The following is a 25,878-nucleotide window of genomic DNA, read 5'->3' as shown; positions in this document are numbered from 1 at the left end:
TCTTGGGGTCAGGCCGCCGCCGCGTCTTCGCGGTGGACGAGGCGGGTCGCGTGAATGAACATCAGGCCGCTCAGCAACATTGGCAGGCCAACCAGCGAAATGGCGAAGCGCAGACCCTGGATCGCGCCGAACCAGCCAGTAAACAGATCGCTCATGACGCCGACGAACAGCGGCCCGAGCGCCAGACCGATAAGGTTCACGAACAGGATCTGAATCGCCACCGCCATGCCGCGCATGCGCGGTTCGGCGACGGTCTGGATCGCGGCATAGACCGGGCCGTAGCTCATCGTCTGGCAGAACAGCGCGGCGCCGAACAGTCCGAGCGACACGCGCATATCGCCAGCCAGCGCCACCAATGTGAACAGGGGCGCGGCGGCAGTAATCGCGACGGCGCAGAACAGCACGTAATTGGCGATGCTGGAGCGGGCGACCCGATCCGACAGGAAACCACCCAGAAAGGTGCCGAGCCCGCCGCAAATGCCGACCATCAGCCCGAGCAGGACGCCGAGCAAGGCAGTCGGCGCCATGCCGACGCTGCTTGCCAGGGCACCCAATTGCTCAGGGTGAGTACGGATATACAGCGAGCCTGAAAACGCACTGAGCCCGTAGAAACCGAAGGCGGAGAAGCCGGATGCCACGCAGATATACGCGAACGATCGCTTGCGCCACAGCACAGCCAGCCCGGCGCGCAGCGGAATGTGCACCGCGGGGGCGGCGCTGGTCTGGCGCCGCGGCTCCTTCATGGCGAATGGCACGATCACGGCCAGCAACAATCCCGGCGCGCCGGCGATGAAGAACGCCCAACGCCAGCCGAGCGTGGAGGCGAGGATGCCCCCGACGACCAGGCCGGTCAGCGATCCCAACGGCACCCCCATCTGGTACATGGCGAGCGCCAGCGCACGGCGATGGCGAGGCACGTAATCGGTGATCAGGCTGTGTGCGGCCGGCGTGCAGCCTGCTTCGCCCACGCCGACGCCGACGCGGGTCAGCAGCATCTGGCCGAAGCTGCGCGTGAAGCCGCAGGCAATGGTGAAGATGCTCCACACGGCAAGGGCGCCGGAGATCATGTGCACGCGGTTGGTTTTGTCGGCGAAGCGCGCCAGCGGCAGGCCCGCGGCGGTGTAGAGCAGCGCAAAGGCGAGGCCGCTGATCGCGCCGATCTGGCTGTCGGACAGGTCCAGGTCCGCCTTGATCGGCTCGACCAGGATGGTCAGGATCTGCCTGTCGAAGAAATTGAGCGTGTAGATCAGCATCATCAGCAGCATGATGCCGAGCGGGAAGACCTTTGCGTCGCCACCGTCGTGTGGTGTGGTTCCCGGAGTCGGGGAGGGGGCGTGATCGCCGGCGAGCGGATCGGGTAGCGCAAGGCCGTCCGGGCTGGTTAACGGAAACCGGGCTATCGTCTGATCCGTCACGTTACTCTCCTGCCGCCGATCTGCCGCCGGGGCGTGATGGGATGATAGGGCGACAGCCACGCATGTTGATCGCGCCGTGCGTCACGCGCCGATTATCACCTATGTAAATTGCTGCTGCCGCGCCGCGGGACGCGGGATATTGTGCATCCGTCGCGTCATTCTCGGCTCCGATAAAAGGCGGGAGAGGCAGCGCATGCGGCGCATCGACGCGCATCATCATCTGTGGGATGTGGGCAGCGGACATCATCCTATGCTGTCCGCCGCGCCGGTCGCGCGCTTCTGGGGCAACAGTGCGGAACTGCGCCGACACTATGATGTAGAGGCGTTCACGGTGGACGCGCGCGCCGCCGGCGTGGTCGCCTCCGTGCATGTCGAGGCCGCCTTTACGCCGCCGGACGGCGAAGCGCAGGCGATGCAAGCAGTCGCCGATGCCCATGGCTTTCCGCACGCCTTTCTGACCCGGATCGATCTTGCGGCGGAAGACGCCGGCGCACGGATCGCCGCCGATGCCGTTTTCGCCAATTGGCGTGGCATCCGTATCACCACCGAATGGCCGGGCAATCCCGGGCTGAAGCGTCCGGCACGCACGCCGTTTGCCGATGCCGACTGGCGGCGTGGCTATGCTGCGCTCGGCGCGGCGGGCGGCGTAGCCGATATCATGCTCTGGCCTGAGCAACTGGAGGAAGCTGCGACGCTGGCGCGCGACTTTCCCGACACCTGGATAGTCATTGAGCATTTCGCGCTTGCCGATGGCAACCCTGTCTGGGCCGATGGCATGGCGCGGCTTGCCGCCTGTCGTAATGTTGCGGTGAAGCTCTCGGGGCCGGGGCTCGTGCGACGCGACTGGTCGGCGGACACGATCCGACCGATGATCCTGCACCTGCTCGGCCTGTTCGGCAGCGATCGGCTGATGATCGGCAGCAACGCCCCGGTCGATCTGGTGATGGCGGATTACCCGACGATTGTCGCGCGCTTCGACGCCGCCATCCAGGATCTGCCCGATACCGACCGCCGGGCGCTGTGGCACGACACCGCCGCGTGCATTTATCGCATTGCGGGGCGGAATTGATGGAGATCGCCTTTTTCGGAGAGCATCGCTGCAGGCTCGGCGAAAGCCCGGTATGGGATGACGCAGGGCACTGCCTGTGGTGGGTGGATTCGCTCGCCGGGCTCATTCACGCCGCCTCCACCGATGGCACGCTGCGCGCGACGCTGCCGCAGGATCGGCCGATCGGAAGTATTGGGCTGGCCGATGGCGGGCTGGTCGCGGCGCTGGCGGACGGCTTCTATCGCATCGACGGTGAAACTGGCGGCGCGAGCGCCATCGCGCTGCTGCCGGAAGACAGGACGCTGCGGCTCAACGACGGCAAGGCCGATCGCGCCGGTCGCTTCCTGAGCGGCCAGATGCATGTGCACGGCACCGGCACCGAGCCGAGTGACGCCTTGTTGTGGCAACTGGACGCGGGGAATGCACGCGATCTGGTAGGCGGGCTGAAGCTGACCAACGCGATCTGCTTCTCACCCGATGGCGGAACGCTCTATTTCGCCGACAGCCTGGAGGGCGTAATCCGCGCTCACCCATACGACTCCGCAACAGGCGCCATCGGGCCGCGCCGCGATCTGGTCGATTGCCGACCGCATGGCTCGGGCCCGGACGGCGCCACGGTGGATGCCGACGGCAATCTCTGGGTTGCGCTCGTCCTTGCGCAACGGATCGCCTGCATCGCGCCCGACGGCAGGATGCTGCGCAGCATCGACCTGCCGATCCCGTATCCTGCCTGTCCCGCATTCGGCGGGCCGGGACTCGACACGCTGTATGTCACCAGCATCGCGGACTCCGGTCAGCGCCTGAAGAGCGACCATCCCGATGCCGGGCGGATCGTCGCCATTACCGGGCTGGGCGCGCGGGGCCTGCAGGAGGGGCGCTACCGGGACAATCACATCCGCGAATAGTCCGGCGCGCGTCGCACCCGGCATTGCCCGGCCGGGAGCGGCACCGCACCATCTCGCCCGAGAGGATCGAAAAGAACCATGAACCTGGATTTCGACGCCGCCGACCTCGCCTTTCAGAGCGAGGTGCGGGAATTTTTTGCCGAGGGCATCCCGGACGCCTGGCGCACCAGAGTGCGCAGTGGGCTCCGGCTCGAGCCCGAGGACCTCGTCTACTACCAGCGGCGCCTCAACGATCGCGGTTGGGGTGCGCCGACCTGGCCCAAGGAATATGGCGGCACCGGCTGGACGCCGACGCAGCAATATATCTTCTGGAACGAGGCGGCACGCGCCGATGCTCCCGCGCAGTTCCATCAGGGACTGGAGCTTATCGGACCGATCATCTTCACCTATGGCACGCCTGAACAGAAGGCGCGTTATCTGCCGCGCATCCTGACGCTGGAGGATTGGTGGTGCCAAGGCTATTCGGAGCCTGGCGCCGGTTCCGATCTCGCGGCATTGCGCACCCGCGCCGATCGCGATGGTGACCATTATGTCATCAACGGGCAGAAGATGTGGACCAGCTATGCGCATGTCGCGAGCCACGTCTTCGTGCTCGCCCGCACCTCGCAGGAGGCCAAGCGCCAGCAGGGCATCTCGCTGATCCTGGTCGACATGAACACGCCGGGCCTGCGCGTGCAGAAGATCCCGACGATGGACGAGAAATACCATACCAACGAACTGTTCTTCGACGATGTGCGCGTTCCGGTGGGAAATCTGCTGGGCGAAGAGGGCAGGGGTTGGGGCTATGGCAAGGTGCTGCTCGACCGCGAGCGGATGGTCAGCGCCGCCACCGCCATTTTCCTGACCCAGACGGTGCGTGGCATTCGTGATGCGGCGACCAGGCGGCGGATCGGCAATCTGCCGCTGATCGAGACGCCGGGCTTCGCGGCGAAGCTCGCACAATATGAGATCGAAGTAATTGCACTGCAGACCATGGTGCTGCGATTGATGGACGATGCGGCGCGTGGCGCGGATTCCGGCCCGCGCGGCTCTATGGTCAAGCTGCGCTGGTCGCAGCTGACTCAAGCCGGCACCGCCTTGTGGGTCGAGGCGCTGGGGCCGGAGGCGGCGCATTTCGCCGCTCTCGGCGACACCGACACGGGCGCCGACATGCCGTACGCGGTGCAGGGCGCGCTCTATGCGCGCGTCACCTCGATCTATGGCGGATCGAGCGAGATCCAGCACAATATCATCGCGCGCCGCGCGCTCGGCCTGTAAGGAGGGCCGCTCCGATGGATTTCAGCTATTCCGACGAACAGCAGATGCTGCGAGACAGCGTCGATCGCTTTGGCGCGGAGAAATGGGCGGCGTCCGATCGCCTGAAGATCCTGGCCGCCGGGCCGGAGGCTGCCAGACGGCGCTGGGCCGAGATGGCGGAGCTGGGCTGGCTGATGCTGCCGATCGCGGAAGGCGATGGCGGGCTTGGCGGCGGCCCGGTCGAGACAATGGCGTTGATGGAAGGGATCGGTCGTCACCTGATCGCGGTGCCCTATGTCAGTTGTTGTGTGCTCGTGCCGGCGCTGCTTGCCGGCAGCGATGCGGGCGCCGACCTGCTGGCGCGCATCGGTGCCGGCGAGGCTCTGGCTGCGGCGGGATTGATCGAGGCCGATGGCGGCTATGATCTCAACCGTGTCGCCACGCGTGCCGAACAGGGACCGGAAGGCTGGCGGCTGTGGGGCGCGAAGGCCCATGTCGAGGATGGTGCCGACGCGGACTGGTTCCTCGTTTCCGCGCGCACCGCCGGCGGGACCGATGAACGTGATGGCATCGGCTTGTTCCTGTTGCCGCGCGCAGCGGACGGTCTGACGGTCGAGACCTTCCGCGCGATCGATGGCCATCGCCACGCCAGGCTTACCCTGGAGAACGTCGCTGCCCTGCCGGTCGGCGATGCGGAAAGCGCGCTGCCGGTCATCGAGGCGGCAGTGGATCGCGCTATCGCAGCGCAGCTTGCCGAGGCGGTCGGATCGATGGAGGCGGCGTCAGCTGCGACGCTCGATTATATCCGCACGCGCCAGCAGTTCGGTGTGGCGATCGGGAGCTTCCAGGTGTTGCAGCACCGCATGGTCGACATGATCGTCGCAGGCGAGGAAGCGCGGTCGATGGCCTATCACGCGACGCTCAACCTGCACCGGGGCGTGGCCGAGCGCGCCCGCGCCGTTGCGGCGGGCAAGGTGCGCGTGTCCGAAAGCGGCATCTATGTCGGCCAGCAGGCGGTGCAACTGCACGGCGGCGTTGGCATCAGCGAGGAACTGATCGTCAGTCACCATCTGCGCCGCCAGATGATGCTCAACCTCGCTTTCGGCCCCGCCGACCATCACCGCGCGCGCTTCGCCGCGACGCCCGCCTGAGGAGAGCCTTGTGACCCCGCACGACCTGATCGACCGCGCCATGATCCATGACTGCCTGCTGCGCTATTGCCGCGGCATCGACCGTGTGGACGAAGCCGCGCTGCGTTCCGCCTATTGGCCCGACGGCACCGACGATCACGGGCAGTACAAGGGCAGCGCGGAAGGGTTTTGCGACTGGGCGATGAGCGTGCTGCCGAAAATCGATCGCGGCATCCACCAGCTGCACAACATGCTGATCGAATTGCGCGACGGCGGCGCGGCGGTCGAGACCTATTTCTCCGCCTTCCAACGCCAGCCAGGCCCGGACGGGCTGCAGCAATGGGACCTGAAGGGCCGCTATGTCGACTGGTTCGAAAAGCGCGGCGAGGAGTGGCGCATCCTGAATCGCGTGGTGATCTACGACTGGGTCGAGCAGATGCCACTGCCCCAGGGCAGCGAGGAGGAACGCTTCGGCGCGCGCAAGCCGGTCGGTGGACGATATCCCGACGATCCCGTCTACGCGCTGTTCGGATGACCGCGCTGGAGGCGGGCAGACATGCGCTGGTCACCGGCGGCGCACGGGGTATCGGCCGGGCGATCGCGGGCGTGCTGTCGGCCGCGGGCTGGCACGTCACCGCTGCCGACATCGACACATCCGCTGCCGGCGATGAGACGCCCGATCTTCGCATCGCCGATGTGACGCTCGACGTGACGGACCGTGCAGCAGTGGCGGCGCTGATGGAGGAGCGGGGACCATTCGACGTGGTCGTCAACAACGCGGCAATCCCCGCCGACATGCTGCCCTTCGCCGAGCTGACGCCCGGGCATTTCGCCCGCGCGCTGCGCATCAATGTGATGGGCAGCTTCATCGTCGCGCAGGAAGCCGCCCGGCGCATGGAAAGCGGCGTGATCGTCAACATCGCCTCGCGCGGCTATCTCGGTGGGATCGGCGGCGCGCACTATGTCGCGTCCAAGGCTGCGGTGGTCGGCATGACCCGCGCCATGGCAGTCGAGCTGCGCTGGCGCGGCATCGTCGTCAACGCGGTAGCGCCAGGCATGGTCGAGACGCGGATGATCGAGGGTTTCTCGCCCGCCATGCGCGAAAAGCTGACCGAAATGGAGCCGGGCGGCCGCCCGCTCGACCCCGCGGTGATCGCCGGAGCGGTCGCCTATCTCGCCTCCCCCGCGGGCCGGTCAATGACTGGCCAGATATTGCTGGTCGATGGCGGCAAGACCATCGGCGTGGGACTGTATTGAGTATGACGCCAATGACCGCACCGCACCGCCTGCTGACCATCGGACCCGCCGGAGCCGTCGCTGCGATCGCCGCCAGGTTGATCGCGGGTGGCGCTTACGTCGCGGCGGAGCACGGCGTCGATGCCGTCCTGATCGACGGCACCGACAGCGCGGTGGAGACACCGTTTCTCGATCTCACCGATAGCGCCTTCGCCACCCAGCTAATTGACGCGACGCTCGGTCGCGTGGCCGCGCTGCAGACTGCGTTGGAGCACATCGCCCCGGCCGCCAGCATCGTCGTTATCGGCACCGACGCGCATCTCGGCCGCTGGCATGCCACAGGGCAGGCGGCGGCCAGCGCCGCGCTGGTCGGCATCGTGCGCAGTATGGCGATGGAATACGGCCGCCACGGCGTGCGCGCCAATCTGGTCGCGCTGCCGCTCGGCACGACGGCGGGCGACGACCTGGTGATCGCGGATGCGGCAATCCAGGCTGCAGCGTTGTTCGACGCCCTGTCGATCACCGGCGAGACGGTGCTGATCGATAGCGGCAACAACCTGAAGTTTCGTCAGGCCCGCCGCCGCTGACCGAGGTCAGGCCGCCGCCAGCCCCAGTTCCTCAAGCGCGATCTCCAGTGCGCGGCGATAGTCGCTCTTGCCGCTCGCGTGCCGAGGCAGGTCGTCGAGCACAATGATCCGCTTGGGCAGTTTGTAGGCGGCCAGGTCCTGCAGCATCGCGGCATGCGCGGCGCTCTCGTCATAACCATCGGAGGTGCGCGCCAGGCCGATCACCTTCTTGCCCCACACCGGGTCCGGCACGCCGACGATGATCGCATCCTCGATGCCGGGTGCGCGCTTCATCGCTTCCTCCACCTCCTCGGCGAACACCTTCTCGCCGCCGGTGTTGATCACCATGTTGCCGCGTCCGATCAGCCGCAGCCGCCCGTCCGCCTCGCGTACCGCCATATCCCCGGGGATCGCGAACGTCTCATCGCCGATCCGGCGATAGGTCGCGGCGGTCTTCGCCGGATCGCCATGATAGCCGAGCGCGAACGGCGGGCGCCGTGCCAGCCAGCCCTCGCCGGGTTCGCCGGCCTCCAGCACGCGGTCCGTCTCCGGCTCGATCAGCACGGTGTGCCGGCCCGGCTCGAAATATCCGGTCGGGGTCTCGTTCGCCGCTGTCGTGATGGCATAGCCAAAGCCCGACGCTTCCGACGCTCCCAGAATATCGACCAACGTCACCTGTGGCAGCGCCTGCACCAGGATTTGCTTGACCTCGCGGCTCCACATCAGCCCGGCAGAGGAAATGACGCGCATCGCCGCGAGATCCCACCGGCCAGGGAATTTCTGCAGCGCCTGTGCCATCGGCCGCGCGAAGACATCGCCCACGATCAGGATGCGCGTCGCCTGTGTCCGCGCGGCTTCGTCCCACAATTCTTCTGCGTCGAAGCGCGGATTGGGCAACAATATAGCCGTGCCGCCACCGACCAGTTCCGCCATCGAACTGTTGAGGCCCGCGCCATGCATCAGCGGGCAGGCGGGAATGACGCGGCCGGGCGCTGCCGCGCCGGCGACCATCGCGACATGATCGGCCATGTCGCGCACCACGGTCCTGATCGTCGGCGCTTCCAGCTGTGCGGTGCGCGCATCGCCCGATCGCCACATCACGCCCTTGGGCTTGCCCGTCGTCCCGCCGGTATAGAGCAGATAGCCGTCCTCGGACGATCGCACGATATCCAGCGGACTGCCGTCGCCGTAGCGCGCCATCGCTTCGTACGTCCCGCCCTGGTCGATCTGCACGTCGAGGTTCAGGTCATGCAGGCGCTCGAACAATGGCGCGACGAGCGACGCGAACTCGCCCTGGTAGAACAGCGCCTGCGCCTGGCAATCGGCCAGGACATATTCGATTTCGGCGGTCGTATAGCGATAGTTGATGTTGACGTGGCACAGCCGCGCCTTGAACGCGGCACAGGCGATCTCGATGAATTCGGGAATGTTGCGCGCCAGGATCGCGACGCGGGCACCGGTCGGCAACCCGGCGGCGAGCATTGCGCGCGCGACGCGGTTGGTGCGCGCGTCAAACTCGGCCCAGCTTATCACGCGCGCGCCGTGGATCAGCGCCGGCCGCTCCCCCGGCACATTGGCGGCGGTCGCGTCCAGCAGGTCGCCGAAGTTCCAGTCCATCGCCGTGCGGCGCGGTGCCGCGTCCTCCCCGGCCACCGCTTCAGCGTCCCTGGAAGACGGGCTTGCGCTTCTCGACGAACGCCGCCACCGCTTCCCTGGCATCTTCCGATTGCGCCAGCTTTGCCGTGTTGCCCTGCTCGTAGATGTAGCCGTCGCGCAGTGTCATGTTCTCGATGGTGCGCATGCTATCCTTGGCCAGGCGCGTGGCGAGCGGGCTCTTGGAAGCGATGTTGGCCGCCATCTCCATGACGAACGGCATCAGTTCATCATGCGGCAGGCACGCCTCGATCACCCCGCGGCGGTACAGTTCCTCCGCCGGCGCGCGATAGCCGGTCAGCATCATGCGCCTGGCCAACGAATGCGGCAGAATCCGTGCCGCGTGCTTGCCGCCGCCCATCAGCCCGACATCGACTTCGGGCAGGCCGAACACCGCGCGCTCCGATGCGACGATGATGTCGCACGCCGACACCAGGCCGAGGCCGGCACCCAGCGCGGGGCCATTCACCGCGGCGATCGTCGGCTTTGAGTTATCGGCGATGCAATAACCCACTTCGCGCACCCAGCGGTTGCGCGCCCAGCGCGCGCCCGGTGCCGACAGATCCATGCGGTTCTTGAGTTCCGCGCCAGCCGAAAAGCATTTGCCGGCACCAGTCAGCACGACGCAACGCACGTCGTCGCGATCGTTGAACGTGTCGAAGATCGCGATCAGTTCCTGGATGAGCTCCATCGGCTGCGCGTTGACGGGCGGGTTGTCTAGGGTGACGACGGCAACATAGTCGGCGACTTCCAGCTTGATCAGGCTCATGGCGCTACTCTCCTGGTTGGTTTTCTCTGCGTGCCATCTAACAAAACGGACGGCGGATCAGCGGGGCGGATCAGGGCAGCGCGTAGTATCCCATACGCGATTTGCTGCGCAGCATTGTTCCAGCCGCTAATCCCGGTTGTGATTTTCCGATCCCTGACCGGTATGCCGATTGAGTAAAGTTTGCATCGGCGGCGACAAAGCGGCGCCGAACGGCACTGCGCCACGTCCCAGGGACTCAAGGCGGGCAGCGCCCAACAGCCAAGAAAAAGTGCACGCGACGTCGTGCGGCAGACCCATAGGGGAGGATTTTGATGCTCGTGCGTGACCTGAAGACCGTATTACTGCTTGGCAGCGCCACCCTGATCTGGTTGCCGCAGGGGGCGGCAGCGCAGATATCGCCCGGGCCGACCACGCCTGCGAGCCCGCCGGCGGCTGCGGACACCCCGGAGCAGCAATCTAGCGAAATTCCGGCCAACGAACCGGGCGGCCTTGCCGATATCGTCGTTACCGCCACCAAGCGCGGCCAGGCGCAGAACGTGCAGGACGTGCCGTTCGCCGTCACCGCATTTGGCAGTGATCAGCTGGATGACCAGCATGTCCGCAGCATCGCCGGTCTCAGCTACAACATCCCCAACGTGCAGTTGACCGAGCTCGGCACCAGCCCCGGCTATGCCAATTTCTCGATCCGTGGTCTGGGCATCAACAGCTCGATCCCGTCGATCGACCCCACCGTCGGCACGTTCATCGATGGCGTCTATCTCGGCATCGGCGGCGGCGTCGTGCTCGATACGTTCGATCTTGCCGGGGTGGAAGTGCTGCGCGGCCCGCAGGGCCTGCTGTTCGGCCGTAACGTGACCGGGGGCGCCGTCGTGATCCGCTCTACCGTGCCCAGCAACCAGCTGCACGTCGATTTCAAGGCGGCATTGTCGACTGGCCTCGAGAAGAACATCAGCGGTGTGATAAGCGGACCGCTCATCAAGGATAAGCTCCAGGCGAAGCTCGCCGTCTATTACGACAAGGACAATGGCTGGTTCACCAACCTGTACAACAACAACCATAATTTCGGTAAGGGAGAGACGATTATCATCCGTCCGGCGCTGCGTTTCACGCCGACCGAGACGGTAGAGATCATCGGTCGCTTCGAACATGGCCATCAGTTCGGCGACGGCGCACGACCGACCAATTTCGGCCTGTTCGGCCGTGACACCTTCAAGATCTCGGTCAACGAAGAAGGGCTGTCGCGCAACAATTGGAACATGGCGAGCCTGGAAACGAATTTCGACATCGGATTCGGCGATGGCAAGATCACCAACATCGCGGGCTACCGCAATTTTCAGGGCGACCTGATCACCGATCTCGATTCCCAGCCGGTGACCAATTATCACTTTTATACACGAACCGAGCAGAACCAGTTCAGCAACGAACTGCGTTATGCCGGCACGTTCGGGGCGGTCGACGTGACCACCGGCCTGTATTATTTCGGACAGCAGATCAATTATCTCGAAAAGCGCCTGCTGGCTGGCGGCACGCTGACCATCGCCGGCGGCGGCGTGCAGAACCAGCACAGCTATGGCGCCTTCGCGTCGTTCGACGTGCATGTGAACGACCAGATCACGCTGAACGTCGGCGGGCGCTATTCCAAGGAGGACAAGAAGGTCCGCATCGCGAACATCGTCGCGGGTGGCTGCAACTTCGATGCGCGGACGTGCAACTATACCTTCTTCAGCAAGAAGGACTGGAGCGGCTTCACACCGCGGCTCGGTGTTCAGTACAAGCCGACCGGCGACACGCAGCTTTACGCTTTCTGGGCCAAGGGATTCCGCAGCGGCGGCTATAACCTGCGCAGCATCAACACCGCGGTGCCGCCGGGGCCGTTCGACCAGGAAACGCAGAATTCTTTCGAAATCGGCCTGAAGCAGGAATTCGGCCGCATCGCACGCATCAACCTGGCCGGTTTCTATAACAAGATCGACAATGTGCAGCGCGAGATCGTAACGCCCGTCGTCGGCGTCGGCGCATTGCAGGTGGTCGCCAACGCCGCCAATGTGACGATCAAGGGCGTCGATGCGGAAGTCGTCTTCATGCCCGCACGGGGCCTGACGATTACCGGTCAGCTTGGTTATACCGACGGCAATTACGACAAGATCTTCGCCGATCTCAACAACGATCGGGTGATCGATGCGAAGGATTACGCGCTCGTGCTGCCGCGCCTGTCGAAATGGACCTATGGCGGCTCGATCGCCTATTCGCTCCCGGTCGGCACGGGGACGGTCGATGCGCGCGCCGGCGCGAATTATCGCAGTCTCGCTTATTATAACGAACTCAACAACGGCATCCTGCCTGCCGCGACGATGGTCGACGGCAACCTGTCATACTCCAAGGGGCCGTATAAATTGTCGGTGTTCGGCACCAATCTGCTGAACAAGGTGACCTATGGTATCTCCGGCCCGCTGCCGTTCATCCCGGGCGGCACTTTCTCGGCGCTCAACAAGGGCCGTGTCATCGGCGCGGAGTTCCAGTATAAATTCTGATGGTCGCGCCGGGAGCGGCGGGTTGCCGCTTCCACCGCTCCGGAGCCGTCACACCCTCTTCCAACGCCCTGGGCGCCGATTCTTGGATCGGCGCTCATTTTTGACATCCGAAATCTAAGTCGATCCCATAGTGTCATCCCCGGGCACCCGCTGAATCACATTCCTGTTAAACCGCTCGTGTACATTGGAAATCTCGTTAAGCGATTCCGCGCCTGATACCCCGACCGTCCCGGACGAGAGGATGGAGCGCGCTATGACCAAAGCGGCGGATATCGATGATCATGATGTCAGAATTCTCAACGCGCTGAGCGAGGATGGGCGGATCAGTTGGCGCGATCTTTCGGATCGGATCGGCCTGTCGCTGACCCCTACCTTGCGCCGCGTCCGCCGGCTGGAGGAGATCGGCATCATCAAGGGCTATAGTGCGCGGCTCGATCGCGACCGACTGGTCGGAGCGATGACGGTGTTCATCACCGTGACGATGGAGCGCCAGATCGATGATGTGCTGCGCGCATTCGAGGCGAAGATCGGTGCGCAGACCGAAATCGTCTCGGCTTTTTTGGTCACCGGCGTGTCCGACTATCTGATTCATGCCGCAGTGCGCGACCTTGAACATTATCGCGATCTGCTGGCCGAGCTGACCCGCATACCGGGTGTCGCACATATTCAGTCGAGCTTCGCGCTGAAAGCGATCACGCCGCTGGAGACGGGCAGTCTGCGCCCACTTCATGTTCCTGAGCCCCACGCGCTCGATGAAGGCGAATGACGGCTACGATTCGCGGGTGAATCGACACTCATCAATCAGCTTCATCGCCCAGGGTAGAGCAAAACAACTATAAATTGCCAAATCACCAATATGATTTGGCGGGTCATTTTCGGCGTTGCCATGGCGTTGTCGCATATCGACGCGGAAGATGCCGGCACAGAAATCGCGCGGCGGGGAACTCCTGAACAGGCACATGGCCTGAGGCGGATCGCGGGAAGGTCCGCGCCGGGCGCAACGCCATTTGGGGTTATTGACTATGTCTACCGAACCGCGCCACCGCCGTTTCCATGTTCGTATGAAGGCGCTGTTGCTCGCCACGGCGATCACCGGCGCGGCCGGGACCGCACAGGCCCAGACCGCAACCGACGAAACGGCCGCCACACCGGCCGAAACGGAACAGGGCGGCGATATCGTCGTCACCGCGTTGAAGCGGTCGACCAGCATTCAGAATACACCGCTCGCGATCACTGCGGTCAGCGGCCAGACGCTCGGCACCATGGGCATCACGGATTCCACCTCGCTCGCCCGCGTCAGCCCGGGGCTGGTGGTGCGCGAAAGCGGTTTTTCCGGGTCGCGCCTGACCATCCGCAACATCCGCGCGGCGGGCGAAGCGACGGTCGGCCTCTATTATGACGAAACGCCAGTGATCGGATCTGCCGGCGTCAATGCCGATGCCGGCGGCACGACCCCGACCATCCGCCTGTTCGATGTCGAGCGGGTCGAAGTGCTGCGCGGCCCGCAGGGCACGCTTTACGGATCATCGTCGATGGCCGGCACGGTGCGGATGATCTTCAACAAGCCGAACCTGGAGACCATCTCCGCCACCGTGGCAGGGCAAATGTCCGATGTCGCGCATGGCGGCGTCGGGTTCCTGAATCAGGCGATGGTCAATGTGCCGCTGATCGATGGCAAGCTGGCGATCCGCGCGGTCGGCTTCTATCAGGACGCGCCCGGCTATATCGACAATATCACGCTGGGCCAAAAGGACATTAACGGCCAGATCAGCAAGGGCGGGCGGCTGATGCTGCGTGCCGAGCCGGTCGAGGGACTGACGATCGACGCGCTCGCCGTGATCCAGAATCAACGCGGTTCGCTCAATGATTATTATCTCGCGGCTGGCGCCTACAAAACGACCTATGAGGCGCAGGAGCCGCTGTCGGACAAGACGCAGCTGTACAGCGGCACGATCAACTGGGATCTCGGCCCGGTGACGCTGACCGCGATCGGATCGCACGCCTATCGCGATTTCAACTATAGCTATGATTTCTCGTCCTTCTTCAGGACATTCGGCGCGCTCTATCCGGTCGGGTCGCCCAATTATATCGCGTTCAATTCCCAGGCGCCGTCCGTGGCCAATTCGCCGCAGATCACCAGGACCGACAGCGCCGAGGCGCGCATCTCATCAAGCGGCCATGGCCCGCTGCAGTGGACAGCCGGCTTTTACTATTCGAACCGCGACGGCGATTTCGAGAGCAATATCGTACGGGTCAATCCGGGCAATGGCGCGATATTGCCGGTCACCGCGAGCACCCTGCTCGGTCAGCGCGTCATCACCGATCAATTGAGACAGACCGCCGGGTTCGGCGAGGCGACCTATGAGATCACCGATCGCCTGTCAGTGACTGGTGGCATCCGGTATTTCCATTACAGCCGCCGCGTCACCGGCGCGGTAACCGTGCCCGACCCGATCGTCGGCTTTGTCGCCGGCCCGTCGACCGACCAGTCGAGCAGCGAGAATGGCTGGCTCTACAAAGCCAATGCCAGTTACAAGCTGGCTGACCGGGTGATGGTCTATGCCACCGCATCGAGCGGCCAGCGGCCGGGCGGCGTCAATCAGACGGTCGGCCTGCCTGCCAGCCTGCAAACCTATAGTTCCGACCATTTGTGGAATTACGAGCTGGGGTTGAAGAGCATGTTCTTCGACCGCATGCTGACCTTCAATGCGGATATCTTCCAGATCGACTGGCAGAATATGCAGACCTCGGGCACGCTGCCCGGGACCAATTTCGCGTTCATCGCCAATGCCGGCAAGGCACGGGTGCGCGGCGCTGAGGTCGAGGCCACATTGGTGCCGCTGACCGGGCTCCAACTCCAGGCATCGGGCTCCTACATCGATGCCCATCTGTTGGAGAACCAGGCCAATCAGACGTTGGTCGCACCGGGGCTCAAGGGTGATCCGATCCCCTATGTGCCCAAGGCCACGGTACAGGGCAGCGTGCAATATGGCTGGGCGCTGAGCCCTAATTTGAAGGGCCTGTTGCGGTCGGACGTCTATTATAGCGGCTCGTCCTGGACCGAATTCCGCCACACCAGCGCGTTCCAGCGGGAACTGCCCGCTTATGCCACGATCGGGCTGCGCGCCGGGATCAGCGGCGCGGACGATGACTGGAGTGTGGCGCTGTTCGCCAACAATCTGACCAACAGCGCGGCGATCGTCGCCAAGCTCAGCGCCAATGCCTTTGGCGGGCTCGACAAGGTGCGCGCGATCAGCATCACCCCGCGCACCATCGGCATCGACCTGATGAAGCATTTCTGACCATGGCGGACAAGAGGAACAGCGAGATGATCAACAGTGGCATGATCAGGACCATCAAGCGCGGATCGGCGATGGTGGCCCTTTCCATCAGCCTGCTCGCGGCGCCGGGGGCGCTGGCAAAGGACGTGATCATCCATGCCGGGCAGCTGATCGACGGCGTGTCGCGCACCACGCGCAGCAATGTTTCGATCCTGATCCATGACGACCGGATCGTGTCGGTCACCGCCGGCTTTACCGAGCAGGCCGGCGCCGATGTGATCGATCTGTCGAAAAGCACCGTCCTGCCCGGGTTGATCGACACCCATGTCCATCTGCTGCTGCAACTGGGTTCGGGCTCGCCGATGCTCAATCAGGTGACCCGCACTCCCTATGACGAGTTGCTCGACGGGACTGGCTATGCGCGCAAGACCTTGCTCGCAGGCTTCACCTCGGTCCGCGATGTCGGCGGTTATACGCCGGCGGTCGTCGCGTTGAAAAAGGCGGTTGCGGCGGGCACGGTCACCGGCCCGCGCATGTGGGTCGCGGGTAGCATTCTGGGTCCGACGGGCGGCCATGCCGATTTCAGCACCGGCTTTGACGAGGCCTTGTCCAAGCCGGAATGGACCGATGGCATCATCGACGGGCCGGAAGAAGCGATCAAGGCGGTGCGCGCGCATCACCGTGCCGGGGTCGACCTGATCAAGATCGTGCCGTCGGGCGGCGTCGCCAGTGTCGGCGACGATCCGCACGCGCAGCTGATGACCGATGCCGAGATCAAGGCAGTGGTCGAGACGGCGCGCACGCTGCACATGAAGGTCGCGGCGCATGCGCATGGCGCAGTGGCAGTCGATCATGCATCGCAGATCGGCGTCGATTCGATCGAGCATGGATCGTTCGCCAACGATGTGAGCTACAAGATCATGAAGGGCAACGGCACTTATCTGGTGCCGACGCTGATCGCCGGCGATACTGTGGTGCAATATGCCAAGCAGCATCCAGAACTGCTCAAGCCATCGGTCGCTGCCAAGGCGCTGGCGGTCGGCCCGGTGATGAGCCAGAACGCGTTCAACGCCTATAAGGCCGGCGTCAAAATGGCGTTCGGGACGGATGCCGGCGTTTATCCGCATGGCCAGAATGGCCGCGAGTTCGAATTGCTGGTCAAGGCTGGCATTCCCGCGATCGACGCGATCCTGATGGCGACATCGGCCGCCGCCGACCTGATCGGCGACGCCGACGATATCGGTACCATCAAGCCCGGCCGCTATGCCGACATCATCGCCACCACCGGCAATCCGCTGACCGACATTACCGAATTGCAGCGCGTGGCGTTCGTCATGAAAGGCGGACAGATCGTCAAGGCGACCGGGCAATAAGCGGAAAAAGATCGGTTCGCGCGGCGCCGCAATGACGCGGAGCGGACATGGTGAGTGGACAGTGAGAACCATCTCTCTGCCTCTCCGGCGCCGCGCGAACGTACTTTCTAACCAGCCCCCGTCCGCGCGATCGGTCGAAATCGATGGGCAGGATCCTATAAATCAGCGGTCTGTACGAAATCGCCGGATGCAACGGACGCGCCGCAAGGTCCATCGACGGCATAGCTGATGCCGGTGACATAGCTTGCCGCGTCGGAGGCCAGGAAGGCTACCGCATCGGCGATATCCGCCGGATCGCCAAGGCGGCACATCGGAATGCGACCTCGTGCCTGCTCCAGATCGCGCTGATCTGTCGGCTCCAGCTCCGCTGATTGCAGTATCTCGACATGGCCGGACACCACGGCGTTGACGCGAATATTGTGTTCCGCCCACTCGCACGCCAGACTCTTCGTCAGCATCGTCACCGCTGCCCCCACCGCCGAATTAGCGGGCCCCCGCGGCATTCGACCGCTTGTCATGCCCGGAGCCAGGTTGACGATCGCGCCGCCATGCCCGGTTGCGGCCATTGCCCGCGCCGCCACGCGCGCGGCGATCATCGTGCCCGTCGCCCCGGCGTCGAATGTACGCCGAAAATCGGCTAGGCGCCGGTCGATCGTCGGCGTGGCCGTGTCGTCGATGCTCGTCGCGTTGACCAGCACCGCGATGGGGCCGGTCGTCGCGGTAATTTCCGCCACCGCTGCCTCCACCGCCTCCTCGTCGGTCAAGTCGAGCGCGATGCCGGTGCGATCGCCGGGCAGGGTGGCAATGGCATTCCGATCACCGTCAGCCGCGACCACCTTCGCGCCCAGCCGCACGAAGTGATCGGCGATCGACGCACCGATACCCGATGCGCCGCCGGTTACCAGCACCGTGCCCTTGGGCACGCGTCCGCTCACCGGCGCGCGCGAGGCCGCCGCCCGTCCGCCATAGGCAGCGACGCCACCATCGGCGAGGAAAGCAGCGCCGGTCATATAGCGCGCGCCGGCGACGTGGAGGATGGCGGCGGCGATCTCCGCAGGCTCGGCCATCCGGCCCAGCGGCACCGCGGCACCGGCCACGCTCGGATCGAATTTGCCGGCGCGTTCCAGCGAGGCGAGGATTTCGGTACGCACATAGCCGGGAAGCACCGCGTTCACGCGCACGCCGCTAGTTGCCCATTCGCACGCCAGCGCATCCGTCAGACCAAGGATCGCCGCCTTGGTCATGCTGTACGGCGTGCGCCCCGGCAGCGCCGAAAGCGCCGCCCCCGACGACAGGTTGACGATCGATCCCGATCCCTGGCTGATCATGATCTTCCCCGCCTCGCGTGCGGCAACATAGCAACCATCCACGTTTACCGCGATCAACCGCCGCACCTCGCTCATCGGCTTGCCGATCACCTGGCTCGCAGTCGGGTCGACGATTCCGGCGTTGTTGATCAGCACGTCGATCCGCCCGAACTGGTTCATGACGGCGGCAATGGTAGCGATCACCATCGCTTCGTCGGAGACGTCCATCACTAACCCGACATGGCGGTCACCCAATGCCGTCGCGCGCGCCTTGACCGCAGACATGTCGAGATCGGTCAGCACCACCGTATCGCCAGCGTCGGCAAATGCGCGAGCGGTGGCCAGGCCGATCCCGGCGGCGGCACCGGTAATGATCACGATGCGGGATGCCGGGGCAGGTGGGACGGACATCAAACTCTCCTGTCATGCGCTTTGCCGGCAGACAACCGCGTTGCCCGTCCGTGAGCAAAGCGCGCCGTCGAAGGAGAGCGGTTATCGCAGATGGGATACGTACCACCGCCTCCGCCGAACGCGTGACCGGCCGAACGTGCGGCTGATAGGTCGAAGACAAAGCAGCGGGAGAGCGACAATGGCGGGAGAACTTGCCGGACGGGTGGCAATCGTAACGGGAGCATCGCGCGGTCTTGGCCGGGCGATCGCCACGCTGTTCGTGTCCCAAGGGGCAAGCGTGGCTATCGTCGATCTCAAACAGCCCTGGGCAGGCGCGGTCGCCGACGAAATCAACGCGGCGGGCGGCAAGGCGATCGGCATCGGCTGCGACGTGGCCGACCGTGATGCGGTACACGCCACTGTCGCCCAGACCCTGGCGGCGTTCGGCCGGCTCGACGTGCTGGTCAACAACGCGATGTGGAACAAGTATGAACCCATAGCCGATATCGTGCCCGAGACCTTCGATCGCATGATGCGGATCGGTCTCGGCGGTATCGTCTGGGGTATCCAGGCGGCGTCGCCGGCAATGCGGGAAAATGGTGGCTCGATTATCAATATCGGCTCAATGGCCGGCCGTCTCGGCAGTCCCAACGCGCTGATCTATGCCGGCGTCAAGGCCGGCGTGGACGGTCTGACCCGGTCCGCGTCGATCGAACTTGGAAGGCATGGCATTCGCGTCAACGCGATCGCACCCTCTACGATCGCCACCGAGGGCTTGCTCGCGATGCTCACGCCGGAGGCGATGGCCAGCCGTCTCGAACGCTCTCCGCTCGGCCGGCTGGGCGAAACAGGGGACATCGCCGAAACCGCTCTTTGGCTGGCCTCGGACCGATCGAGCTTCATCAACGGGCAGTCGATCGCAGTGGACGGCGGTCTTGGTCACGCCTTCATACCCTGAACGGCCGCGACTTCTTCGCGTCGTCCAAACGGCTCCACTAACGCTGTTCCGTTCGGCCGCGTCCTGACGTTGGTCGAGGTATATCGGACCAACCGCGAGGCTAGAGTCGACCGATCGGACGAGCGGATCGATTGGCCGGCCCACGTGGTCTAGCTGGCATTTGGCGCTTATGTGCCGCTAACGTGCGATTTGCGCTGTCGCTCTACCGTCGATCTCATCCGTCGCCGGTGTGCGCCTAAAGAGTTTCCAGCCTAGCAGACCTGCGGCGGCAAGACCGACGATCACCCAGGTGAGATTTCCGAGCACGTCGGCTATCGCTTGAACCTGGTCGCTGAAAAGGCGACCGACCGACACGTAGATCAGCAGCCACAGAAACTCCCCGGCGACGTCCGCGACAAGAAAGCGCCACCACGGATATTCCGACAATCCGCTGGTTACGTTTACCCACGGACCCAGCGGCCCGATCAACCATCGGGTCAGGAACACGCCTATCCCAGCCCATTTGCGAGAGAACGCTTCGGCCTTGTCGATTTTGTCGGCGCCGCCGATACGGCGAGTGATGGCACCCAGAAGCGGTCGCCCGCCGAAGCGTCCGGCGGCATAGCCAGCCTGATCCCCGATCACGGCGCCAAGGGTCCCGACGGCGATGACGGGCCAGAACTCCATATCGCCCTGCGACACAAGCGACCCGAGCAGAATCAACATCAGCGAGTTGGGCAAGGGTATGCCGGCCGCACCAATGACCATCATCGCGAACAAGGCCGGCAAACCATAGGTCGTCAGCAATTCCAGAACCTGCGCGGTCATGGTCGAGGCGGCGGGCCAGGAGGCGGATAGGGCGGGCGGGCATGCACGATCGCATCGTTGAGGCGCGCGACCACGTCATCGAATGAGCGGCGCTGCTCCTTCGCGATCCGTCCGAGCGGCCGCGGGTCGGGCTTGTGTGGCAGGCCCAATGCACGCTCCAATATCCACGGCGGGACATGGTAGGAATGCGCGACGTAGCCGATCGGCATCCAGCGCTCGATCTGTTCGTCGCGATGTTGCTGCCAGTAGATAGCCGAACTGACTGTTCGGACCAGATGATAGCCTGTGAACGCGATCACGGCGACAAACAGAATGATGAGGAGCCGGCGCCCCCGCCGAGGTGAAATCATGCCATCACCATGCGCGCCGCAAGGGCCGCGAGCAATGCGGGCGGCATCACGATCGCCCCGACCTTTAGAAATTGCCAGAAACCGACATTTTCACCTTCGCGCCGGATTGCGGTCAGCCACAATATCGTGGCGAGCGAACCAGTGATCGAAAGATTGGGGCCGAGATCGACTCCGATCAGTAGCGCGTCCGTCACGATCCGGGGCGAAGTGGCCTGCGCAACCGTCGCGCTTGCGATCAGTCCGGCAGGCAGATTGTTCACGAGGTTCGATCCAAGCGCGAGGGCCGATCCCGATCCGATTGCGCTCCAGGCCGGCGAGATGGACGATGCGTTTCGCAAGGCCGTGCCGAGCACGTCAATCAGGCCGGTTTGTGTCAACGCTTCGACCAGCACGAACAGCCCAGCAACCAGAGGAAGGACGGACCACGAGACGCCTCGCGCGATCGGGACAGGAGACTGGCGACCGCCAACACATACAAAAGTCACGGTTGCCGCACCACAAACGAAGGTCGGCAATCCCAGATCGAGACCGAAAGCGGAAACGGTGACAAGGACGACGGCGATGACGAGGATGCCTGCGAGCGAAATCACGCCCCCGAGCTTTAGCGGGGCTACCGTGACCTGAGTCTCGCATTTCCCGGACAGCATGTCTCGCTGCGTCCAGCGCAATGCACCGAACGTGATCCCGATGGCGAGCAGCGACGGCAATGCGAATGACGCCAGCCAGCTGCCGAGCGCGGGCATCTGCCCGCTGAACATGACGAGGTTTGCGGGGTTCGAGATCGGCAGCACAAAACTGGCGGCGTTGGCGATGAAGGCACAGGCGAACAGCATCGGCAACGGATCCGCTTTCGCCTTGCGCGCGGCGGCGTAAACGGCCGGTGTCATCACGACGGCGGTCGCATCGTTCGACAGGAAGACCGTCACAACGGTTCCGACCGCGAAGACAAGCGTGAAGAGTCTGCTCGTCGAACCGCGTGCCATTGTGACGGCGTGCACGGCGACCCAGTCGAACAGGCCTTCGCGACGCGCGGTTTCGGACAGTAGCATCATGCCCGTGAGGAAGAGATATACGTCGGCGCCCTTCATCACGGCGATACCGGCCGAGCCGAGCGGCAACAGACCCAAAATGACGAGGATTGCTGCTGCCATCACGGCCCAAATTGCCTCGGGCAGTTTGAAGGGGCGAACGATCACCCCGGCGGTAGCCAGGGCGCAAATACCCCAGATCGCCCAGCGCGCTGTGATCGGAGCAATCATTCCGCGGCGCGCTTTGCAAGCGGCCTGTCCGGTCGACCGGAGCACGCCGGCTTCAATGTCCCGGCGGCGGCGATCCACAGCACCACGGATACAAGGGCAAACCCGCCCAGCACGAGGAACGTCACGTGGTAGCCCAGCTCTTGCGCGATCCAGCCACCGATCGCCGGGCTAAGCGATGCGCCGATGCCTTGGACGGTCATGACGGCGCCCTGGCCTACATTGACGCGGCCGGTTCCGGCCAGGATGCGGGCGACCAATCCCGGCACGGCGACGCTTTGCAGGCCCGCTGCTACGCCGTCGAGAATCTGGACGGGGAACACGCCCCAGGTGGTGATGTATGCCGACGCGATCAGGCCCCGAGCCGGGAGGACCAGGAAGGTGATGAGGATCACAAGCCAATAGCCACGCGCCTCCGCCATCCGCATTGCGATGATCGCGGCCACGATCATTACCGCTTGCGCGACGACGATCATTTCCGCCGCGAAGATCGCCGGATTGCCGTGTGTCGATGCGACAGCCAGCGTGTAGAGCGGCAGAAGCGCGCCATTGCCGAGATGGAAGAAGGCAAGGCTGGCGGCGAGAATGAGCAGGGGCTTGTTTCGGACCAGCATCCGAAAGCCTTCGGCCTTGCCGCCGTCGTCGGTATCGCCTCCTTCAAGACCGCGCGCCGCTTGATGATCTATCTCGTGTTCCGGAATCAACAGGACCGAGACGATTGCCAGCGCGCCGAACAAGGCGGCCAACACGAACACGGCGCCGAAGCCGAACCTCCAGCCAAGATATCCCGACAGCGCCGCGCCCACCATGTTGCCGGCATGGTTCCACGCCTGATTGCGGCCGTTCTGACGGTTGAATCCTTTTTGGCGCACGATGCCCAGCGTTATCCCCGCGACGGCGGGCCCGATGGCTGCTCCTGCAATCGCCGTCGCCACCTGCGACGTCGCCACCACCCAGACGCTTTGCGAAAACCAGATAAGCGTGGACGCCAGGACGGTGAAAATCCCGGACACGATGACGGCGACGCGTTTCCTTCGCGTCGCGTCGATCAAGGCGCCGGCCGGCGCGGTCATGATCATTCCGGCGACTCCGCCGATCGTCATCACGGTGCCGATTGCACCGGTCGCCCAACCCTTGCCCTGAAGGAAAACGCCCAGAAACGGGCCGATCCCTGCCTGCATGTCGGCCATAGAGAAGTTCAACGCCTCGAGGGCCATGCGCGAGCGTTTGGACCCGGCTTGGTGATCCGTCGCCCGGGTCACTGCAGGGACGAATCGGATGGGCGATCGTTCGGCTTGAGGTTCTTGGCTCGACGGAGACAGCAGATCATGGATGGGCTTCCTCGAGCGGGTGGTCGGCACGAAACCCGAAGGCGGGCGTGTGGTTCCAGTAACGGTACCAGGGTGCCATCACGCTGAACGGGCGCGTTCAGTTTGAGTTTAAGTGAGCGCTCACGCAAAGTGAACCACGACACGCTTGCCGCAGGCCCGCACGATGGTGCGGGCCGGTACGTCAGCTGTCGCAGCGGGCGCTCGCGCACCCCAAAATCGTGGACGAAACCGGTCACGCGTCACCGTGGACCGCTGAGATCGGTGGAACCGGCGCCCCTACCTGCGAGCCGGGGTGCCGTCAAAACGCCGGTTATCGACGCTCGATGATCGCTTCGGGGCTTAGCCGGCCTTAAGCTGACGGGCAGCGGCCTCCGCCGTATCCTCCGGACGGGTGTTGAACGCGATCTTCGCGTCGGGTGCCGCCTTGTGGACTGCGTTGACCACCGTCTCGAACAACACGAGACCCTTCGGTGGGATCCTCAGACCACCGCCGATCACGACGCAGTCATAATGTGCGCTGTTCAACTGCGTCTCCAGCACGGCGCGCCCGGCGTCGTCGGGCGTGATCATGCACGTGTCGCCGTCCCAGCCGCGCTCGTGAATCTTCGCGACCGCCACGGCGATGCCGGCGTTGATCTTCTCCGCATCGAACCCCGGCGGCAGCGAGGGGTCCGAAAAGTCGACGGTCTCTGGTTTCTGGCCAACGAACAGGATGCGAGTCATCGAAAGTCTCCTTCAAATTTTCAGAGGACAGGGTTGGAACTCTCAATCACGCAGATTGGAACGCAGGAAGGTGGCTATGATCTCGAGCGCTTCAGGGGCGGCGCGCAGGAGAGCGAGGTTGGCCGGGAACACGTGAACCATGCCCTGCCAGATATGGAGTTCGGCGACCGAACCGGCAGCTGCGATGCTGCTGGCCATGCGCCGCGCATCGTCGAGCAGGATTTCGTCTTCCCCAACATGAAGCATCACCGGCGGCAGGCCGGTCAGATCGCCATATAAAGGCGACGCTTCCGCATCTTTCGGATCGGTGTCTCCGAGATAGGTGATGCGGGCCTGCTCCAGCGCCCCATGGGTCAGCAACGGATCGTGATCGGCGCGGGTCGTCATGCTGTCGCCGGTCAAGGCGAGATCGGTCCATGGGGACATGGCGACCGCGGCGGCCGGTTTCGGCGCCAAGCCGTCCCGCGCGGCGGCGGTCATCCGCGTGGTGGTGACCAGCGCCAGCCCGCCACCTGCCGAGTCGCCGACGATCGCGATCCGGGATATGCCCGCAGCAACCAGCCCTTTATAGACCGCCTCGGCGTCATCGACCCCAGCCGGAAATGGCCGCTCGGGCGCGAGGCCATAGTCCGGAACGAACGCATCGACCTTGGCGCGTAGCGCTATCTGCCCCACGAAGTTCCGATAGGCCTGGGCCGAGCCGACTACATACGCGCCGCCATGAAGATAGAGGATCGCGGCGCCCGGCGTCGCCTCGGGTGTGCGGCACCACCAGCCCGAAACGCCACCGACCTCGGCGGCTTCGTAGGTGGCGGTGTCGGCCGGCGGGGTCCTCCCCATCAGGTCGTCGAACGCGGCGCGGCCATCGGGGCCGAGATCGGCCGCTGGCTGGAGCGCGATCATAGCGCGCATCGCCACCATCGCGGCTCGATCGAGCAGATACTCCTTGTGATAGGTCTCGGTCATCAGGTTCGTCCTTGAACGTGTTCGTAAGGAACATTGCGGCGCCGCCGGTCGATAAGACCGGCGGAGTCCCAATCAGCCTTGTGACCAGCTGGAAGCGGCAGCTTGAGCAAAGTCACGGTATGAACGCGGCGCATGGCCAAGCAGTGCCGTCAGGCGAGCAACGTCTTCGTCGGTCGCGACGGCGCCGTCCTCCTGGTAGCGGCGCATCATCAGCCTCATGTCATAGGCGAGCCAGGCCGGACCGAAACTCTTGAGACGCTGTTCCAGGCCGTCCAGGTCATCGCCCGCATAGGCGATCGGGCGTGCGAGGATCTCACTCCACAGCGCCGCGAGCGTATCGCTGGTGAGCGCGTCGGGACCGACCAGTTCGTAGATCTCGCGGGGAAGCGGCGCGCTCGCCTGCTCGCGCCGCAGGAGCTCCTTGGCGGCGGCCTCGCCGATGTCGCGGACATCGACCATCGAAATGCCCTTGGCGCCGACCGGCATGCCGTAGATGCCGCCGCCGAGCAGGGCGTCCTTCTGCCGCATGTCGTTCTGGATGAAATAGGCCGGGCGCAGGATCGTCGCGGGCAGGTCATAGGCGTCGATCATGCGCTCGACGGTCATCTTGCTGGCGAAGTGGGGAACGTCGGCATAGGCCTCGCCCT

23 protein-coding genes are annotated in these 25,878 nt (G+C 64.5%); 12 read left to right on the top strand and 11 right to left on the bottom strand.

Going from position 1 to position 25,878, the window contains the following annotated elements; all coding sequences use genetic code 11:
* Positions 1-8 precede the first annotated feature (8 nt).
* A complete protein-coding gene (locus AC1DT7_RS15495) occupies positions 9-1,415 on the bottom strand; it encodes a spinster family MFS transporter (protein WP_478036930.1) in 1,407 nt (468 codons plus the stop codon).
* Positions 1,416-1,608: 193 nt separating this feature from the next.
* Between AC1DT7_RS15495 and AC1DT7_RS15490 the strand changes: the two genes are divergently transcribed.
* The 7 genes from AC1DT7_RS15490 to AC1DT7_RS15460 all read left to right on the top strand — a co-directional run bounded on the left by AC1DT7_RS15490 (position 1,609) and on the right by AC1DT7_RS15460 (position 7,557).
* Positions 1,609-2,484, top strand: coding sequence for an amidohydrolase family protein (locus AC1DT7_RS15490; protein ID WP_478036929.1), 876 nt, complete (start codon positions 1,609-1,611; stop codon positions 2,482-2,484).
* The gene (locus tag AC1DT7_RS15485) at positions 2,484-3,368 is read left to right on the top strand and encodes an SMP-30/gluconolactonase/LRE family protein (RefSeq protein WP_478036928.1); all 885 of its coding nucleotides are present in this window, start codon (positions 2,484-2,486) and stop codon (positions 3,366-3,368) included. Before AC1DT7_RS15490 ends, AC1DT7_RS15485 begins: the two co-directional genes overlap by 1 nt.
* Before the next feature lie 78 nt (positions 3,369-3,446).
* Entirely contained in the window at positions 3,447-4,625 is a 1,179-nt protein-coding gene (locus AC1DT7_RS15480; RefSeq protein WP_478036927.1) for an acyl-CoA dehydrogenase family protein, read from the top strand.
* 14 nt (positions 4,626-4,639) lie between these two features.
* The gene (locus AC1DT7_RS15475; protein ID WP_478036926.1) at positions 4,640-5,755 is read left to right on the top strand and encodes an acyl-CoA dehydrogenase family protein; all 1,116 of its coding nucleotides are present in this window, start codon (positions 4,640-4,642) and stop codon (positions 5,753-5,755) included.
* A 10-nt stretch (positions 5,756-5,765) separates the two neighbouring features.
* On the top strand, positions 5,766-6,269 hold the full coding sequence (locus tag AC1DT7_RS15470; RefSeq protein ID WP_478036925.1) for a nuclear transport factor 2 family protein: 504 nt from the start codon (positions 5,766-5,768) through the stop codon (positions 6,267-6,269).
* Positions 6,266-6,991, top strand: coding sequence for an SDR family NAD(P)-dependent oxidoreductase (locus tag AC1DT7_RS15465; protein WP_478036924.1), 726 nt, complete (start codon positions 6,266-6,268; stop codon positions 6,989-6,991). Before AC1DT7_RS15470 ends, AC1DT7_RS15465 begins: the two co-directional genes overlap by 4 nt.
* 11 nt (positions 6,992-7,002) lie before the next feature.
* Positions 7,003-7,557 carry an SDR family oxidoreductase gene (locus AC1DT7_RS15460; protein ID WP_478036923.1) on the top strand — a complete coding sequence of 185 codons (555 nt, stop codon included), beginning with the start codon at positions 7,003-7,005 and terminating at the stop codon, positions 7,555-7,557.
* Between the two features lie 6 nt (positions 7,558-7,563).
* Here the strand turns inward: AC1DT7_RS15460 and AC1DT7_RS15455 are convergent, their stop codons facing one another.
* Both AC1DT7_RS15455 and AC1DT7_RS15450 read right to left on the bottom strand, forming a co-directional pair.
* On the bottom strand, positions 7,564-9,189 hold the full coding sequence (locus AC1DT7_RS15455; RefSeq protein ID WP_478036922.1) for an AMP-binding protein: 1,626 nt from the start codon (positions 9,187-9,189) through the stop codon (positions 7,564-7,566).
* A gap of 4 nt (positions 9,190-9,193) precedes the next feature.
* Complete coding sequence (locus AC1DT7_RS15450) at positions 9,194-9,958, bottom strand: enoyl-CoA hydratase/isomerase family protein (protein WP_478036921.1); 765 nt, start codon at positions 9,956-9,958, stop codon at positions 9,194-9,196.
* Between the two features lie 311 nt (positions 9,959-10,269).
* On the opposite strand from AC1DT7_RS15450, the gene AC1DT7_RS15445 reads away from it, so the two are divergent.
* From AC1DT7_RS15445 to AC1DT7_RS15430, 4 genes are all read left to right on the top strand, one after another.
* Positions 10,270-12,489, top strand: a complete 2,220-nt coding sequence (locus AC1DT7_RS15445) for a TonB-dependent receptor (RefSeq protein WP_478036920.1) — start codon at positions 10,270-10,272, stop codon at positions 12,487-12,489.
* 253 nt (positions 12,490-12,742) lie between these two features.
* Positions 12,743-13,255: an Lrp/AsnC family transcriptional regulator gene (locus AC1DT7_RS15440; protein ID WP_478036919.1), complete on the top strand. Its 513-nt coding sequence runs from the start codon at positions 12,743-12,745 to the stop codon at positions 13,253-13,255.
* A gap of 256 nt (positions 13,256-13,511) precedes the next feature.
* Entirely contained in the window at positions 13,512-15,791 is a 2,280-nt protein-coding gene (locus AC1DT7_RS15435; protein WP_478036918.1) for a TonB-dependent receptor, read from the top strand.
* Between the two features lie 2 nt (positions 15,792-15,793).
* Entirely contained in the window at positions 15,794-17,143 is a 1,350-nt protein-coding gene (locus AC1DT7_RS15430; RefSeq protein ID WP_478036917.1) for a metal-dependent hydrolase family protein, read from the top strand.
* A 155-nt stretch (positions 17,144-17,298) separates the two neighbouring features.
* On the opposite strand, the gene AC1DT7_RS15425 is transcribed toward AC1DT7_RS15430, so the two are convergent.
* Positions 17,299-18,861 carry an SDR family oxidoreductase gene (locus tag AC1DT7_RS15425; protein ID WP_478036916.1) on the bottom strand — a complete coding sequence of 521 codons (1,563 nt, stop codon included), beginning with the start codon at positions 18,859-18,861 and terminating at the stop codon, positions 17,299-17,301.
* Between AC1DT7_RS15425 and AC1DT7_RS15420 the strand changes: the two genes are divergently transcribed.
* Positions 18,821-19,798 (top strand): SDR family NAD(P)-dependent oxidoreductase, encoded by a 978-nt coding sequence (locus AC1DT7_RS15420; protein ID WP_478036915.1) that lies wholly within the window; start codon positions 18,821-18,823, stop codon positions 19,796-19,798. The two genes, AC1DT7_RS15425 and AC1DT7_RS15420, sit on opposite strands and share 41 nt — an antisense overlap.
* A gap of 177 nt (positions 19,799-19,975) precedes the next feature.
* Here the strand turns inward: AC1DT7_RS15420 and AC1DT7_RS15415 are convergent, their stop codons facing one another.
* The 7 genes from AC1DT7_RS15415 to AC1DT7_RS15385 all read right to left on the bottom strand — a co-directional run.
* Positions 19,976-20,605 (bottom strand): DedA family protein, encoded by a 630-nt coding sequence (locus AC1DT7_RS15415; protein ID WP_478036914.1) that lies wholly within the window; start codon positions 20,603-20,605, stop codon positions 19,976-19,978.
* Positions 20,602-20,955, bottom strand: coding sequence for a hypothetical protein (locus tag AC1DT7_RS15410; protein WP_478036913.1), 354 nt, complete (start codon positions 20,953-20,955; stop codon positions 20,602-20,604). The genes AC1DT7_RS15415 and AC1DT7_RS15410 overlap by 4 nt, the downstream gene beginning before the upstream one ends.
* Positions 20,952-22,214: an arsenic transporter gene (locus AC1DT7_RS15405; protein WP_478036912.1), complete on the bottom strand. Its 1,263-nt coding sequence runs from the start codon at positions 22,212-22,214 to the stop codon at positions 20,952-20,954. Before AC1DT7_RS15405 ends, AC1DT7_RS15410 begins: the two co-directional genes overlap by 4 nt.
* Complete coding sequence (locus AC1DT7_RS15400; protein ID WP_478036911.1) at positions 22,211-23,428, bottom strand: MFS transporter; 1,218 nt, start codon at positions 23,426-23,428, stop codon at positions 22,211-22,213. The genes AC1DT7_RS15405 and AC1DT7_RS15400 overlap by 4 nt, the downstream gene beginning before the upstream one ends.
* A gap of 453 nt (positions 23,429-23,881) precedes the next feature.
* Positions 23,882-24,265 (bottom strand): hypothetical protein, encoded by a 384-nt coding sequence (locus tag AC1DT7_RS15395; protein WP_478036910.1) that lies wholly within the window; start codon positions 24,263-24,265, stop codon positions 23,882-23,884.
* Positions 24,266-24,307: 42 nt separating this feature from the next.
* A complete protein-coding gene (locus tag AC1DT7_RS15390) occupies positions 24,308-25,231 on the bottom strand; it encodes an alpha/beta hydrolase (RefSeq protein ID WP_478036909.1) in 924 nt (307 codons plus the stop codon).
* 72 nt (positions 25,232-25,303) lie between these two features.
* Positions 25,304-25,878 (bottom strand): NmrA family NAD(P)-binding protein (locus tag AC1DT7_RS15385; RefSeq protein WP_478036908.1); only part of this gene is annotated, 575 nt, incomplete at its 5' end.

The organism is Sphingomonas sp. P3_C6 (assembly GCF_056402595.1).
Note: the sequence above shows the minus strand (reverse complement) of the source record. Positions and strands in the feature narration are given on the sequence as shown.